Consider the following 14666-nt stretch of genomic DNA (forward strand, 5'->3'; position numbering starts at 1 on the left):
TTACGTTCAACCCCTCACTAATCAATTTTATTATTCTAAGGTTATATCCAAACCTAAGCCTCTTAACTCATGAACCAATACGTTGAATGATTCAGGAACAGATGGAGTTGGTAAGTTTTCACCTTTAACGATGGCTTCGTAAGTTTTAGCACGGCCAATAACATCATCAGATTTCACTGTAAGGATCTCTTGCAGAATATTAGCAGCACCAAAGGCCTCAAGTGCCCAAACCTCCATCTCACCAAAACGCTGACCACCGAATTGAGCTTTACCACCCAATGGTTGTTGTGTAATTAATGAATATGGTCCGATTGAACGTGCGTGCATTTTATCATCAACCATGTGACCCAATTTCAGCATGTATATAATACCTACTGTTGTTGGCTGGTCAAAACGCTCGCCGGTTAAGCCATTGTGTAAGTAAGTACGACCAGTTGCCGGTAAGCCTGCTTTGGCAATCCACTCTTCCACTTCTGAATAGGTTGCACCATCAAAAATAGGAGTAGCAAACTTAACACCCAGTTCTTTACCTGCCCAGCCTAATACGGTTTCATAAATCTGGCCCAAGTTCATACGTGAAGGTACACCTAGCGGGTTCAACACTATATCAACCGGTGTTCCGTCGGCAAGGAACGGCATATCCTCGTCACGTACAATACGCGCTACGATACCTTTGTTACCGTGGCGACCAGCCATCTTATCACCTACTTTAAGCTTACGCTTTTTAGCGATGTAAACTTTGGCCATTTGTACAATGCCCGATGGCAGCTCGTCACCTACGCTGATGGCAAATTTATCACGACGGTAAGCACCCAGCTCTTCATTAACCTTAATACCATAGTTGTGGAGTAACAACTTGATCTGATCGTTTTTATCGTCATCAGTTGTCCACTTGGTTGGATTAATGTTTTCGTAAGGAAGCTCTACCAGTGTTTTTTGAGTGAACTTAACACCTTTTGGCACTAACAGCTCTTTGTAAACGTTGTATACACCTTGTGATGTCTTACCGTTCACTATCTCAAATAACTTATCAACCAAACGGTTTTTAAGGTCTTTGATAGCCTTATCGTGTTTATTATCCAATTTTTCTAACTGTGCTTTTTCTTCAGCTTTTGAAGTTTTCTTAGCACGTGAGAATAATTTGGTATCAATAACTACACCTGCAATTGATGGTGGAGTTTTCAACGAAGCGTCTTTTACGTCGCCGGCTTTGTCACCAAATATTGCACGTAAAAGTTTTTCTTCCGGTGATGGGTCTGACTCACCTTTAGGGGTAATTTTACCAATAAGGATATCGCCTTCTTTAACCTCAGCACCTACACGGATAATACCATCTTCGTCAAGGTCTTTAGTAGCCTCTTCAGATACGTTTGGAATATCAGGTGTTAACTCTTCCTCACCACGTTTGGTATCACGAACTTCAAGTTCAAATTCTTCAACGTGAATGGAAGTGAAGATATCTTGCGATACCACACGTTCTGAAATTACAATCGCATCCTCAAAGTTGTAACCTTGCCAAGGCATGAACGCAACCTTCATGTTGCGGCCTAAAGCAAGCTCTCCGTTTTGAGTTGCATATCCTTCACAAAGCACCTCTCCTTTTGAAACTCTCTGGCCTTTTTTAACAATAGGCTTAAGGTTCATGGTAGTGCTCTGATTTGTTTTCTGGAACTTAATCAGGCGGTAACCTTTAGTATCGTCGTCAAATGAAACCAAACGGTCATCATCATTACGATCATAACGGATACGAATTTCATTAGCATCAACATACTCAACAACACCATCACCTTCGGCGTTAACCAAAGTACGGCTGTCTTTTGCTACACGGCCTTCCAAACCAGTACCTACAATTGGCGCCTCAGGGCGTAAAAGCGGCACGGCCTGGCGTTGCATGTTTGAACCCATCAACGCACGGTTAGCATCATCATGCTCCAAAAACGGAATCAACGATGCTGCTATTGACGTAATTTGGTTAGGCGCAATGTCCATATAATCCAAACGCTCAGGTTCAATTACCGGGAAGTCACCTTCAAAACGGGCTTTAACGCGTGGGGTATCGAAAACACCCTGGTCGTTGTAAACAGCGTTTGCCTGGCCAATGGTTTTACCGTCTTCATCCTCAGCCGATAAATAAATTACAGGCTCATCAACAGCAACCACACCGTTATCTACACGTTTGTATGGAGTTTCGATGAAACCTAAGTTGTTGATTTTTGCGTGAACGCAAAGAGAAGAGATCAGACCAATGTTCGGCCCTTCTGGTGTTTCAATAGTACATAAACGACCGTAGTGAGTGTAATGCACGTCACGCACCTCAAAACCGGCACGCTCACGTGATAAACCACCAGGACCTAAGGCCGATAAACGGCGTTTGTGAGTGATCTCGGCTAATGGATTGGTTTGATCCATAAACTGAGATAACTGGTTAGTACCAAAGAACGAATTAATTACTGATGATAATGTACGCGCATTGATGAGGTCGGTTGGAGTAAACACCTCGTTATCACGAATGTTCATACGCTCACGGATGGTACGGGCCATACGTGCTAAACCTACACCAAATTGTGCATACAGTTGCTCACCTACCGTACGTACACGACGGTTTGATAAGTGGTCAATATCATCTACCTCAGCTTTAGAGTTAATCAATTTGATTAAGTATTTAACAATGGCAATAATATCAGCCTTAGTTAATACTTTAATCTCGTCAGATGTATCAAGCTTCAGTTTACGGTTGATGCGGTAACGACCTACATCACCCAGGTCATATCTTTTATCTGAGAAGAATAAACGATCAATAATACCGCGCGCAGTTTCCTCATCAGGTGGTTCGGCGTTACGCAGCTGGCGATAAATGTGTTCTACCGCTTCTTTCTCAGAGTTCGAAGTGTCTTTCTGTAAGGTATTGTATATGATAGTATAATCACCACTGGTAGAAGCATCTTCCTTATTCAGGATAATGCTTTTCACGCCAGAATCAATGATCATCTCAATATTATTATCATCCAGTATGGTTTCGCGCTCAAGAATAATCTCGTTACGTGGTATAGAAACCACCTCACCAGTATCCTCGTCAACAAAATCCTCCACCCAGGTTTTCAAAACCCTTGCAGCAAGCTTGCGGCCTACAAATTTCTTAAGGCCCGATTTGCTTACTTTTACTTCATCAGCAAGTTCGAATAACTCAAGGATGTCCTTGTCCGAATCATAACCAATAGCACGTAATAGAGTGGTTACCGGGAATTTCTTTTTACGGTCAATGTAAGCATACATTACGTTGTTAACGTCTGTAGCAAACTCAATCCATGAACCTTTAAAAGGAATAACACGGGCAGAGTACAATTTAGTACCGTTGGTGTGGCGGCTTTGGCCAAAGAACACACCTGGCGAACGGTGTAACTGAGAAACGATTACACGCTCAGCGCCGTTGATAACGAATGTACCTTTAGGCGTCATGTAAGGAATGGTACCTAAGTAAACATCCTGTACAATGGTTTCAAAGTCTTCGTGCTCTTCATCGTTACATGATAGGCGAAGCTTTGCCTTTAATGGCACACTGTAGGTAAGGCCACGGTCGATACACTCTTGAATATCGTAGCGCGGCGGGTCAATAAAGTAATCCAAAAACTCCAGTACGAAAATGTTGCGGGAGTCGGAAATAGGAAAGTTTTCGGCAAACACTTTAAACAAGCCCTCTTTATGACGGTTGTCTGAAGTGGTTTCAAGCTGGAAAAATTCCTGGAAAGATTTCAACTGTACATCCAGAAAGTCAGGGTAGTCGATGACGTGCCTGCTGGTTGCAAAGTTAACTCTCTGATTATTTTTGTTTGCCAAGGGATTATGATTTTAATATGTATTAAACTCTTACTGGTTTATTTAAAGTTGTTCCTGAACTTCAAACAAAAATGAAAACGTTATAAACGGCAATAGACCCCGAGCCAAATACAGGTCGGGGTCTTGATGCTTTTTAAGCTTGTATGGGGAGATAATTACTTGATCTCAACAACAGCTCCGGCTTCTTCTAAGGCTTTTTTCAAAGATTCAGCTTCAGCTTTATCTACACCAGTTTTTAATTCTTTTGGTGCACCGTCAACTAAGTCTTTTGCTTCTTTCAAACCAAGACCGGTTAAGTCTTTAACTAATTTAACAACTGCTAATTTCTGACCACCTGCTTCTTTCAGGATAACGTCAAATGCAGTTTGCTCAGCAGCAGCAGCAGGTGCATCACCACCAGCAGCAGGAGCAGCAACAGCAACAGCTGCAGCAGCAGGCTCAATACCATACTCGTCTTTCAGGATCTGAGCTAATTCGTTAACTTCTTTTACTGTTAAGTTTACTAACTGTTCAGCAAACGCTTTTAAATCTGCCATGATTATCTAAATTTTACTTTTAATACTTTTTTGTTAATTGCGACCTTAAGGTGTTCGCTTAACCTTCTCTTTCTTGTAATGTTTTTACCAAACCCGCGATAGTAGTTCCGCCTGATTGTAGGGCAGAAAGTACGTTTTTAGCAGGAGATTGCAGTAAGCCAATGATTTCGCCAACCAATTCTTCTTTCGATTTAAGGGTCAACAACGCATCTAACTGGCTATCGCCAACAAATGCTGCTGAGTATACATAAGCCGCTTTTAATACCGGCTTATCACCTTGTCTTCTTAAATCTTTAATCAACTTAGCCGGGGCTTTAGCTGATTTAGAGAATAATATAGTTGATGCACCTTTAAGTGAATCAAATATTGGTTCGTAGTCACCTTCGGCTGCTAATAAAGCTTTTTTAATTAAGCTGTTTTTAGCTACCTGCATGGTAATTTCGTTGTCAAAACATTTACGACGGATGTCGTTAATTTTAGCAACGGATAAATCTGCAGTATCAGTAATATAGAAATTACCATACTCTTTGATCTGCTCGGTTAGAGCTTCAACCAGTTCGTATTTTTCTTCTTTATTCATGATTAGATCCCCGCTACTGTTTTGGTTTCAACTTCAATTCCGCGAGACATAGTTGAAGAGACGTGAATGCTCTTGAAATATGTTCCTTTTGCTGCTGATGGTTTTAATTTAGAGATAGTTTGCAATACTTCTAAAGCATTCTCGTAAATTTTGTCAGCAGGGAAAGATACTTTTCCTATTGAGGCGTGAATGATACCTGTTTTGTCAACTTTAAAATCAATCTTGCCACCTTTAACGTCAGTTACAGCTTTACCAACCTCAGTTGTTACTGTACCTGATTTAGGGTTAGGCATTAAGTTACGCGGACCTAAAATACGGCCCAAACGTCCAACTTTAGCCATAACGCTTGGCATAGTGATGATAATGTCAACATCAGTCCATCCGCCTTCTATTTTGGCAATGTAATCATCCAAACCTACGTAATCTGCACCGGCGTCTTTTGCTTCTTGCTCCTTATCAGGAGTACAAAGCACCAGAACGCGCACAGTTTTACCGGTTCCGTGAGGTAAGGTAGCAATACCACGTACCATTTGATTGGCTTTACGCGGATCAACACCTAAACGAACGTCGATGTCAACAGATGCATCAAACTTGGTAGTAGTAATTTCTTTTACCAGGTTAGTTGCCTCTTGCAAAGAGTACGCTTTGTTAGCCTCAATTTTGGATAGTACTGCCTTCTGATTTTTTGTTAATCTAGCCACTGTCTTAAACTGATTTGTGTGTTAATGTTGTTAATTTCGCAAGCCGGATAACGTTTCCAGGCTAAACAGCCAGTAGAGTTAATCCGATATTCGAAATCATGTTAATTCCAGGGTGCTGTACCAGATACGGTGATACCCATGCTGCGGGCAGTGCCAGCCACCATTTTCATGGCTGATTCTACTGTGAATGCGTTTAAGTCAGGCATTTTATCTTTGGCAATATTCTCAACCTGCTCCCAATTTACATTGGCAACTTTTTTACGGTTGGGCTCTGCCGAACCACCTTTTAAACCTGCTGCTTCCAATAACTGGATTGCAACCGGAGGGGTTTTGATGATAAAATCAAATGACTTATCGGTATAAACAGTAATTACTACCGGAAGCACTTTACCAGGTTTATCCTGAGTACGCGCGTTGAATTGCTTGCAAAACTCCATGATGTTCACACCTTTTGCACCCAATGCAGGGCCAATTGGAGGTGATGGATTTGCAGCGCCACCCTTAACTTGTAGTTTTACTAACGCACCGACTTCTTTTGCCATCTTTAATAAAATTTAATGTACTTAATGTTAGTAAGTTGGAAGCTATGTAACATTTAGAACTGAATATAAAAATTCAGCCCGCAAAGATATTAACTTTACGGGCTGAATGCAAATTATTTTTGATTATTCTTTTTCTACCTGCATGTAGTTTAACTCGAGCGGCGTTCGGCGGCCAAATATCTTAACCATTACCTTCAGCTTTTTCTTCTCTTCGTTAACCTCTTCTATCACGCCGCTAAAGCCATTGAACGGACCGTCCATAACCTTAACGTTCTCACCCACGTAATACGGCACATTGGCTGTATCAGCCTGTGAAGCCATTTCATCAACCTTACCTAAAATACGGTTAACTTCGGCTTGGCGTAAAGGAATTGCATTACCTGCTTTATCACCCAAAAAGCCAATTACGCTATTGATGTTTTTAATAATGTGCTCTAGCTCGCCATCAAGTGCAGCTTCCATCATTACATACCCCGGGAAGTAGTTACGCTCTTTGGCAATTTTTTTACCATCGCGCATTTGGTAATACTTTTCGGTAGGAATTAATACCTGTGGTACCAGGTGTGATATGCCTAAACGGTTAACTTCGGCATCAATGTATTGTTTAACCTTTTTTTCTTTACCGCTTACGGCTCTAACTACATACCATTTTAATTGATCACTCATCTTTTTCTCCAGGTGTTATTAAGCAAGTGAACTATAAAACAGTCTCAAAACGTAACCAATAACTTGATCCATACCAAATACAAGAAACGCGATAATTAAGGCAGCAACCAGTACCAAAATAGCACTGCTTTGCAGCTCGCGCCAAGTTGGCCAGGTAACCTTTTCGGTTAACTCGATGTATGATTCTTTAATATATTCGGCTACTGCAGACATGTGTATGAATTACTTAAGAGCACGGGAACAAGGATTCGAACCCTGATCAAAGGTTTTGGAGACCTCTATTCTACCGTTGAACTATTCCCGTTTATTAGTTTAAAACAAAGTACTTAGCTTTTATACCAAGTACTTTGTTTTTAAATTAACCTAACCTTTTTGTTTCCTTTTACAGAAATGAGGGGTAGGTCTTATTTTAAGATTTCAGTTACCTGACCAGCACCTACTGTACGGCCACCTTCGCGGATAGCGAAACGTAAACCTTTTTCCATTGCGATAGCGTTGATTAACGATACAGTGATGGTAACGTTATCACCTGGCATAACCATTTCTACGCCTTCTGCTAATGAAATTTCACCGGTTACGTCAGTGGTACGGAAGTAGAACTGAGGACGGTATTTGTTGAAGAATGGAGTGTGACGACCACCTTCAGCTTTTGATAATACGTAAACTTCTGCTTTGAAATCGGTGTGAGGAGTTACTGAACCTGGTTTACAGATAACCATACCACGACGGATATCAGTTTTCTCAATACCACGTAACAATAAACCTACGTTGTCACCAGCTTCACCACGGTCAAGGATTTTGCGGAACATCTCAACACCAGTTACGGTTGATTTTAAGTTCTCAGCACCCATACCCAGGATATCAACAGGATCACCAGAGTTGATTACACCACGCTCGATACGGCCAGTTGCTACAGTACCACGACCAGTGATCGAGAATACGTCCTCAACAGGCATCAAGAAAGGTAAGTCAGTTAAACGTGGAGGAATTGGAATGTAGCTATCTACAGCATCCATTAACTCCATAATTTTTTCAACCCATTTAGGCTCTGCGTTTAAGCCACCTAATGCTGAACCTTGGATTACAGGGATATCGTCTCCAGGGAAATCGTAGAATGATAATAACTCACGGATTTCCATTTCAACTAATTCTAATAACTCAGGATCGTCAACCATGTCAACTTTGTTCATGAAAACAGTCAAAGCAGGTACACCTACCTGACGAGCTAACAGGATGTGCTCACGAGTTTGAGGCATAGGACCATCGGTAGCAGCAACTACCAGGATAGCACCGTCCATTTGCGCAGCACCAGTAACCATGTTTTTTACATAGTCAGCGTGACCCGGACAGTCAACGTGTGCATAGTGACGGTTTGCAGTTGAATACTCAACGTGCGCAGTGTTGATGGTGATACCACGCTCTTTTTCTTCAGGAGCAGAGTCGATTGAATCGAAAGAACGAGCTTCTGATAAACCTTTATCAGCTAATACTTTAGTAATAGCAGCAGTTAAAGTGGTTTTACCGTGGTCAACGTGACCGATAGTACCGATGTTTAAGTGCGGCTTACTGCGGTCAAATTTTTCTTTTGCCATGATTTATAAAATGTTTGTAGGTTAATTTACTCTTTTAAACGTTATTACTACGTTGAGCCAACGAAGGGATTTGAACCCTTGGCCTCTTCCTTACCAAGGAAGTGCTCTACCCCTGAGCTACGTCGGCTTGTTTACTTAAACGGCTTAAATAACTTTATCCTGAACATGTTCAAGACGTTTGTTATTAAAACCTGGCCCGATGTCCAAAATCGAAATCCGAAATCCGACATTCAAAGAGCGGAAGACGAGGTTCGAACTCGCGACCTATAGCTTGGAAGGCTATCGCTCTACCAACTGAGCTACTTCCGCAGTTTGCACAAAGAGTGAATTAATGAAGGGGTGAATACTGCGAACAAGACAAATCTTAATCACTTATTCACTCAATCAACAATTCACTCATTGACTAACTAATTGTGGAGAGGGAAGGATTCGAACCTTCGTAGCCGAAGCAGCGGATTTACAGTCCGCCCCATTTGACCGCTCTGGTACCTCTCCAAGGTTCTTTAAATCTTTAACCTTTACCGCCTAAACGGGGTGCAAATATACACCCTTATTTATAAAAGCAAAGTTCTAATTTAAAAACTTTGAGCCCCCTATCGGAATCGAACCAATGACCTACTGATTACAAGTCAGTTGCTCTACCAGCTGAGCTAAGGAGGCGTTTATTTTAAGTGTTAAAGAACCGTTTCCCTTATGTTGACTACCTCTCCAAAAGGGAATGCAAATCTACACATTTTTAGTACCGTGCAAAATATTTTTTCAAAAAAAATCAGCAGGTTTTTTACCTGCTGATTTTTTTATTTCTATGTGGTTGATTATCAATATTCATCGTCTTCAACCGCCAGCGGATCGGCATTGCGCGCTTCGCTCGAAATTGCGCTTTGCTTCTGTTTATGTTTCTGAATTTGCTTGCGCAAACTCTCTATGGCAAGGTCTGTTCCCTCTTCAAACGTTTTACATTGATGGCTTGCAAACAATTGGTTGCCCGGTGTGAGCAATTTAATTTCAGTTATTTTATTGGCTTCTTCGCCGGTATTCTCCAATTTCAAATACACTTCGCCACTAATAATATTATCACTAAATAGTTCGAGTTTATCGGCTTTTTTCTGAATAAAGTCAATTAACTTCTTGTCTGCACTAAAATGAATCGCCTGAACAGTAATTTTCATATGTTCCTCCTTCGTGTTAATTAGCCTTTGGATGGGCTTGTTTATAAATAGATTTAAGTCTTTCAACTGAGTTATGTGTATACACCTGCGTAGCGCTTAAACTGGCATGCCCTAACAAATCTTTAATGGCATTAAGGTCAGCACCTTTATTCAATAAACTTGTAGCAAATGTATGCCGCAGCACGTGCGGGCTTTTTTTGTTTTGGGTAGATATATAGGTCAAATATTTCTGCACAATTAAGTAAATCATCTTCGGGTAAGCATCGGCTCCCTTATTTGTAACGATTAATTTTAATGAATTGTTAGCAAAAATTTCATTTTTCTTTAACTCGGCGTGTTTAAGTATTACTTGCCTCAGTTCTGTATTAAGAGGTATAATGCGTTGTTTATTACGTTTTCCAAGCACCTTCACCGTTCCCTCATACATGTTTATATCCTCACTGGTTAACCCCAGCAATTCGGCAAGGCGCATACCTGTTCCAAACAGCAGCTCAATTACAAGCTTATCACGCATTCCCTGAAAATTGGCACCAAACACCTCATCATTATCCAGTAGTTTGGATAGCTTCTCGTCCTCCACTACTACAGGTAATTGTTTGGCTACTTTGGGTGTTTGTATACGCGCAACCGGCGAAGCTGAAATTTGCCCGCCCTGAAGTAAAAATTTAAAGTATTTGCGCAACGTTGCAATTTTGCGGTTAATAGAGCGCGCAGCTATGCCGGCATTCATAAGCTCTACCATCCAGTTGCGTATTTGATGGTGTGTAATTTCTGCGGGATGATTAACCACCGCATCCGGATGGTTCAAAAAAGTGAAGAATTGAGTCAGGTCAGACTCATAGGCAGATGCGGTATGAGGGGAATACCGTTTTTCGTATTTAATATACGCTATAAACTGCTCTAAAAACATAAAAACTATTTGAACAATGCCAGAAAGGCAAAGTACAAATAGTTTTATTATATCAAAACAGGAAGTTTAAATTAAACTGTTTCCTGGTTTAAGCCTTGTTTGTAGATGGCATGTTTAACCACGTTACGACGGGTTACAGATCTTTTTTCAAAAGCCTGACGACTACGTAGTTCACGTAATACACCGGTTTTCTCAAATTTCTTTTTGAAACGTTTAAGGGCTTTATCTAATGATTCGCCGTCTTTTACATTGATAATAATCATATTCCTTCTATATACCTCCTTTCAGGGAGAGCAAAGGTACATAATTATGTTTATATAAATAAAGCATTTTTAAACATATTTTACTGGCTAACTTACTGATAGTCTTACCATATCAACAGATCAGGATTCCCAAGTGCCAAGAAGCCGTCTTATAATTATAATTTCGGCCACATGGTATGCCGTGTGATCGGCAGCCTGAAGTGCTTCACGCAGCAGTGTTTGGCCGTCTCCATGGGGTATCTGGGTAAACAAATCTCCGGTTTTCACCAAATCAATCATCTCGGCCAAATTGGTTTTAATTTGATTAAGAGACTTGTCCCAGGCTTCGTCATTTTCCGGGGCTTCATCTTTCACCCAGTACCCATCAGGCCATTTGGGTGATTGATGGTTGCCATCTTTGCTAAACTCCAACATATCCCATAATGCTATGCGAATATGCTCTACCAATTGCCATATGCTATAAGGGAGGCCATTTGGTATTTGCCCCCGGTGTTGAGTTGGCAAGCCTGCAATGGCATCATCAAATGTAGCATGTGCAGTACCGCCGTTTAGCAGCTTTATAATTTCATCAGTTAATACATTTTTATCGTTCACCATAACACTCATTTTTCAAAACAACAATCAATGCAATACAATGATTGCGGTATAAGATTAAAATCTGTGTTGGTAGTAACAACCATTATTGCGTACGTTTATGCGTTAAATATAAACTATACTTACTGTGGCATATAAGTTTTTACCGGCAATAGTTATTGCAGCGCTTCTTTTAATAGGATGTAAAAAAGACGGCGGAAGCATGCAGGAAATGAATAAAGACGAAGCAGCTTTTAAAGGCTATACACAGCACTTTTTAGAAGCGCTTTGGGAGCTTGACCCAGACCGTGGTACTATGAACGGTTATGATAAATACGACAGTGTATTGTTAGTGCCATCGGCCGGTTATCGTGATAAGATCACTAAGTTTTGCAAAGTGGAAACGGATTCTTTATTACGCTATGACCCCAACACATTAAATGATGCCAATAAAATAGATTTTCAGCTAATACAAAATGAGCTGCAGCGCATGCAATGGGAGGTGCAAAGCTTAAAAGATTATGAATGGAACCCCAATACATATAATATAATATCAACGTTTGCGCACATACTGAATGAAAACTACGCCCCGCTTGATAAACGGCTGCGTAATTTTTATGAAAAGATGGAAAACATTCCGGCTTATTATAAGGAGGCTGAAAAGCAAATTAAAAACCCGGTGCCCGAACTTACCAGCCTGACTATTGAACAGCTTACGGGCGGTGTTACTGTTTTTGAAAATGACTTTGCCGACTCGTTAAAGAAAACCAAGATTGCCGACGCAACCAAAAAGCAAATGCTTGCACGGGCAAAACTTTCTGCAGATGCTATTAAAAGCTTTACCGATTGGCTGGGCAAGCTCAAAAGCGTTAAGCCACGAAGCTTCAGACTTGGGCAAAACCTTTATCAGGACAAGTTTAAGTATGAAATTCAATCATCACTAACGGCGCAGCAAACTTTCAACGCCGCTACCGAACGCAAAAGGCTGCTTCACCGCGAAATGATAAAGCTTAGCAAGCAGCTATGGCCTAAATATTTTGGGAAGGCAGATATGCCTAAAGATTCGCCCATGCTTGTAGGCAAGATGATTGATACGCTTTCAGCAAAACACGTTAAACCTGATCAATTTCAAAGTGCTATTCAAAACCTTATACCTAAACTAACCGACTTTGTAAAAACCAAAAATCTGCTTACACAGGATGCATCCAAACCTTTAATTGTACGCAAAGAGCCTGCTTACATGGCGGGTGTGGCCGGAGCATCGGTATCATCGCCCGGGCCATATGATAAAAATGGGAATACCTACTTTAATGTTGGCAGCCTAACCGGCTGGACTCCACAACGCGCAGAAAGCTACCTGCGCGAATACAACCAGTACATGTTGCAAATACTTTGCATTCATGAAGCCATACCTGGTCATTATACTCAGCTGGTTTATTCAAACAAAACACCCAGCTTAGTTAAATCAGTTTTGGAAAACGGTGCCATGATTGAAGGTTGGGCAGTGTACGGTGAAGAAATGATGCTTGATGCAGGTTACGGAAATAATGAGCCCGAAATGCGCCTGATGTGGTATAAGTGGAATTTACGTTCGGTTTGCAATACCATATTAGACTATAGCGTGCACGCTAACAATATGACTAAGGAACAAGCCATTAAACTGCTTACGCAGGAAGCCTTTCAGCAACAAGCCGAGGCCGAAGGAAAATGGAAACGGGTAAGTGTAAGCAGCGTACAGCTAACCAGTTACTATACCGGTTATAAAGAAATAACCGACCTGCGCGATGCCTACAAAAAGCAAATGGGCGAAAAATACAGTGTTAAAGATTTTAACGAAAAGTTTTTAAGCTACGGCAGTGCACCTGTTAAGTTTATTAAAGAACTGATGCTTGCAAAAAAGAAGGACGCTGCTAAATAAAAACAACTCGGTGTCACATTTAGCAAGCATGTGGCGACTTAATATGTATATGAGATATACATTATTGTTAACCTGCTTACTTATTGTTGTGCAAACCTCGCAAGCACAGGTAAAGGTAGAAACGGTAGTAGGTACCGATATTAAAAACTTCTGGCGTGCCTATGATAAAATAACCGCTACAAAAGATAGTAACCTGCAATACACTTACCTTAATGAGCTTTTTATTGACAAAGGCACCCCGGGGTTAAAAGCAATGATGCAGGTTCGCGATTATACGCCGAAGCAATACATAGATGCTATTAACCGCTACCCGCTATTTTGGAAATCCGTGAGGAAAAACACATTAAAAGCCGACGGCTTTGCTGCTGATATTGCCATAGGTATAAGCAAGTTAAAAAAGCTTTATCCGCAACTTAAACCAGCGCCTGTATATTTTACTGTGGGTGTATTTCGTAGCGGTGGTACTGTGTCTGAAGGAAAGGTGCTTATAGGAAGCGAAATCTCAATGGCAGATGAACGTACCGTTACCAATGAGTTTCCGGATGAATTTAAAAACCTTCATAGCTTCTTTAAAACCAACCCAATAAAAACGTTGGTATTTACCAATGTGCATGAATATGTTCATACGCAGCAAAAATCTACGGAAGTTAATACACTACTCGGTCAGAGTGTAATGGAAGGCGCAGCCGAGTTTATGGCCGTGAAATCTACGGGGGAGCACTCGCCTACTTTTGCCAAATTCATAAACAGTATTGATAACCACAGATTAAAACAAGTTTTTGCTCAACAGTTACTTAATAATGGCTATGGTTACTGGCTTTATAGTAATCAAAGTAATGAGTTCAATCAACGCGATTTAGGCTACTATGTTGGCTACCTCATATGTGAACAATACTACCAGCGGGCAAGCAACAAACAACAAGCTATTAAACAAATAATAGAGCTTGATTATAACAACGAAGCTGATTTATTTGCCTTTGTTGACCAATCAAAATACTTTGATCAAAAAGCATCTGTGCTAAAAACACGATATGAAGCCAGCCGGCCATCAGTCACTAATATTAAAACATTTATAAACGGAGCTAACAACGTTGATCCCTCTACTACTACAGTTGTTATCGAATTTTCGGACAAGATGAATAAGCATTCGCGAAACTTTGAGGCAGGTCCGTTAGGGATCGATCATGTGATGATGGTTAAAAAGTTTTTAGGTTTTAGTGAAGATGGTAAGCAAATTACCATTGAAGTTGATTTAAAGCCCGGCCGTCGTTACCAATTACTTTTAGGATCGCGGTTTATGAACGAAAACGGAATATCCATCAAACCCTATTTAATTGATTTTACTACAGCCGCGCAATAGAAAACATTGCTTTCAAAAAAGA

Annotated in this window: 14 protein-coding genes and 5 tRNA genes; 2 read left to right on the forward strand and 17 right to left on the reverse strand. The window is 40.8% G+C overall.

Going from position 1 to position 14666, the window contains the following annotated elements; translation table 11 throughout:
- Positions 1–30: 30 nt before the first annotated feature.
- The 17 genes from rpoB to GO816_RS02235 all read right to left on the reverse strand — a co-directional run bounded on the left by rpoB (position 31) and on the right by GO816_RS02235 (position 11390).
- Positions 31–3834: a DNA-directed RNA polymerase subunit beta gene (gene rpoB, locus GO816_RS02155; RefSeq protein WP_157539712.1), complete on the reverse strand. Its 3804-nt coding sequence runs from the start codon at positions 3832–3834 to the stop codon at positions 31–33.
- Positions 3835–3989: 155 nt separating this feature from the next.
- Complete coding sequence (gene rplL, locus GO816_RS02160) at positions 3990–4370, reverse strand: 50S ribosomal protein L7/L12 (protein ID WP_157539713.1); 381 nt, start codon at positions 4368–4370, stop codon at positions 3990–3992.
- A 58-nt stretch (positions 4371–4428) separates the two neighbouring features.
- On the reverse strand, positions 4429–4950 hold the full coding sequence (rplJ, locus tag GO816_RS02165; protein WP_157539714.1) for a 50S ribosomal protein L10: 522 nt from the start codon (positions 4948–4950) through the stop codon (positions 4429–4431).
- Positions 4951–4952: 2 nt separating this feature from the next.
- On the reverse strand, positions 4953–5651 hold the full coding sequence (gene rplA, locus GO816_RS02170; protein WP_317163572.1) for a 50S ribosomal protein L1: 699 nt from the start codon (positions 5649–5651) through the stop codon (positions 4953–4955).
- A gap of 101 nt (positions 5652–5752) precedes the next feature.
- Entirely contained in the window at positions 5753–6193 is a 441-nt protein-coding gene (gene rplK / locus GO816_RS02175) for a 50S ribosomal protein L11 (protein ID WP_157539715.1), read from the reverse strand.
- Positions 6194–6316: 123 nt separating this feature from the next.
- Positions 6317–6859 (reverse strand): transcription termination/antitermination protein NusG, encoded by a 543-nt coding sequence (nusG, locus tag GO816_RS02180; protein WP_157539716.1) that lies wholly within the window; start codon positions 6857–6859, stop codon positions 6317–6319.
- 18 nt (positions 6860–6877) lie between these two features.
- Positions 6878–7072, reverse strand: a complete 195-nt coding sequence (gene secE / locus GO816_RS02185) for a preprotein translocase subunit SecE (RefSeq protein ID WP_157539717.1) — start codon at positions 7070–7072, stop codon at positions 6878–6880.
- A 20-nt stretch (positions 7073–7092) separates the two neighbouring features.
- Positions 7093–7163, reverse strand: a tRNA-Trp gene (locus tag GO816_RS02190).
- Positions 7164–7263: 100 nt separating this feature from the next.
- A complete protein-coding gene (gene tuf, locus GO816_RS02195; protein WP_157539718.1) occupies positions 7264–8451 on the reverse strand; it encodes an elongation factor Tu in 1188 nt (395 codons plus the stop codon).
- Positions 8452–8506: 55 nt separating this feature from the next.
- Positions 8507–8578 (reverse strand) — tRNA-Thr (locus GO816_RS02200).
- 109 nt (positions 8579–8687) lie between these two features.
- Positions 8688–8760 (reverse strand) — tRNA-Gly (locus GO816_RS02205).
- Between the two features lie 105 nt (positions 8761–8865).
- Positions 8866–8946, reverse strand: a tRNA-Tyr gene (locus tag GO816_RS02210).
- Between the two features lie 92 nt (positions 8947–9038).
- A tRNA-Thr gene (locus tag GO816_RS02215) sits at positions 9039–9111 on the reverse strand.
- 158 nt (positions 9112–9269) lie between these two features.
- Positions 9270–9620, reverse strand: coding sequence for an HPF/RaiA family ribosome-associated protein (locus GO816_RS02220; RefSeq protein ID WP_157539719.1), 351 nt, complete (start codon positions 9618–9620; stop codon positions 9270–9272).
- A gap of 16 nt (positions 9621–9636) precedes the next feature.
- Complete coding sequence (locus GO816_RS02225; protein WP_157539720.1) at positions 9637–10530, reverse strand: tyrosine-type recombinase/integrase; 894 nt, start codon at positions 10528–10530, stop codon at positions 9637–9639.
- 71 nt (positions 10531–10601) lie between these two features.
- Positions 10602–10793 carry a 30S ribosomal protein S21 gene (rpsU, locus tag GO816_RS02230; protein WP_157539721.1) on the reverse strand — a complete coding sequence of 64 codons (192 nt, stop codon included), beginning with the start codon at positions 10791–10793 and terminating at the stop codon, positions 10602–10604.
- Between the two features lie 120 nt (positions 10794–10913).
- Positions 10914–11390 (reverse strand): DinB family protein, encoded by a 477-nt coding sequence (locus GO816_RS02235; RefSeq protein WP_157539722.1) that lies wholly within the window; start codon positions 11388–11390, stop codon positions 10914–10916.
- Between the two features lie 124 nt (positions 11391–11514).
- Between GO816_RS02235 and GO816_RS02240 the strand changes: the two genes are divergently transcribed.
- Both GO816_RS02240 and GO816_RS02245 read left to right on the forward strand, forming a co-directional pair.
- Complete coding sequence (locus GO816_RS02240; RefSeq protein WP_317163573.1) at positions 11515–13284, forward strand: DUF885 domain-containing protein; 1770 nt, start codon at positions 11515–11517, stop codon at positions 13282–13284.
- Positions 13285–13372: 88 nt separating this feature from the next.
- Entirely contained in the window at positions 13373–14644 is a 1272-nt protein-coding gene (locus GO816_RS02245) for a DUF2268 domain-containing putative Zn-dependent protease (RefSeq protein ID WP_198171398.1), read from the forward strand.
- The last annotated feature ends 22 nt before the right edge of the window (positions 14645–14666 follow it).

It is taken from the genome of Mucilaginibacter aquatilis (assembly GCF_009755275.1).
In the GTDB taxonomy this organism is placed as follows: Bacteria; Bacteroidota; Bacteroidia; order Sphingobacteriales; family Sphingobacteriaceae; genus Mucilaginibacter; species Mucilaginibacter aquatilis.

Bases quoted from the DNA above. Each gene is read 5' to 3' on its own strand.
- tuf (WP_157539718.1), bottom strand. From the start codon at position 8,451: ATGGCAAAAGAAAAATTTGACCGCAGTAAGCCGCACTTAAACATCGGT.
- GO816_RS02235 (WP_157539722.1), bottom strand. From the start codon at position 11,390: ATGGTGAACGATAAAAATGTATTAACTGATGAAATTATAAAGCTGCTA.
- rplJ (WP_157539714.1), bottom strand. From the start codon at position 4,950: ATGAATAAAGAAGAAAAATACGAACTGGTTGAAGCTCTAACCGAGCAG.
- rpsU (WP_157539721.1), bottom strand. From the start codon at position 10,793: ATGATTATTATCAATGTAAAAGACGGCGAATCATTAGATAAAGCCCTT.
- rplK (WP_157539715.1), bottom strand. From the start codon at position 6,193: ATGGCAAAAGAAGTCGGTGCGTTAGTAAAACTACAAGTTAAGGGTGGC.
- nusG (WP_157539716.1), bottom strand. From the start codon at position 6,859: ATGAGTGATCAATTAAAATGGTATGTAGTTAGAGCCGTAAGCGGTAAA.
- secE (WP_157539717.1), bottom strand. From the start codon at position 7,072: ATGTCTGCAGTAGCCGAATATATTAAAGAATCATACATCGAGTTAACC.
- rplL (WP_157539713.1), bottom strand. From the start codon at position 4,370: ATGGCAGATTTAAAAGCGTTTGCTGAACAGTTAGTAAACTTAACAGTA.
- GO816_RS02225 (WP_157539720.1), bottom strand. From the start codon at position 10,530: ATGTTTTTAGAGCAGTTTATAGCGTATATTAAATACGAAAAACGGTAT.
- GO816_RS02220 (WP_157539719.1), bottom strand. From the start codon at position 9,620: ATGAAAATTACTGTTCAGGCGATTCATTTTAGTGCAGACAAGAAGTTA.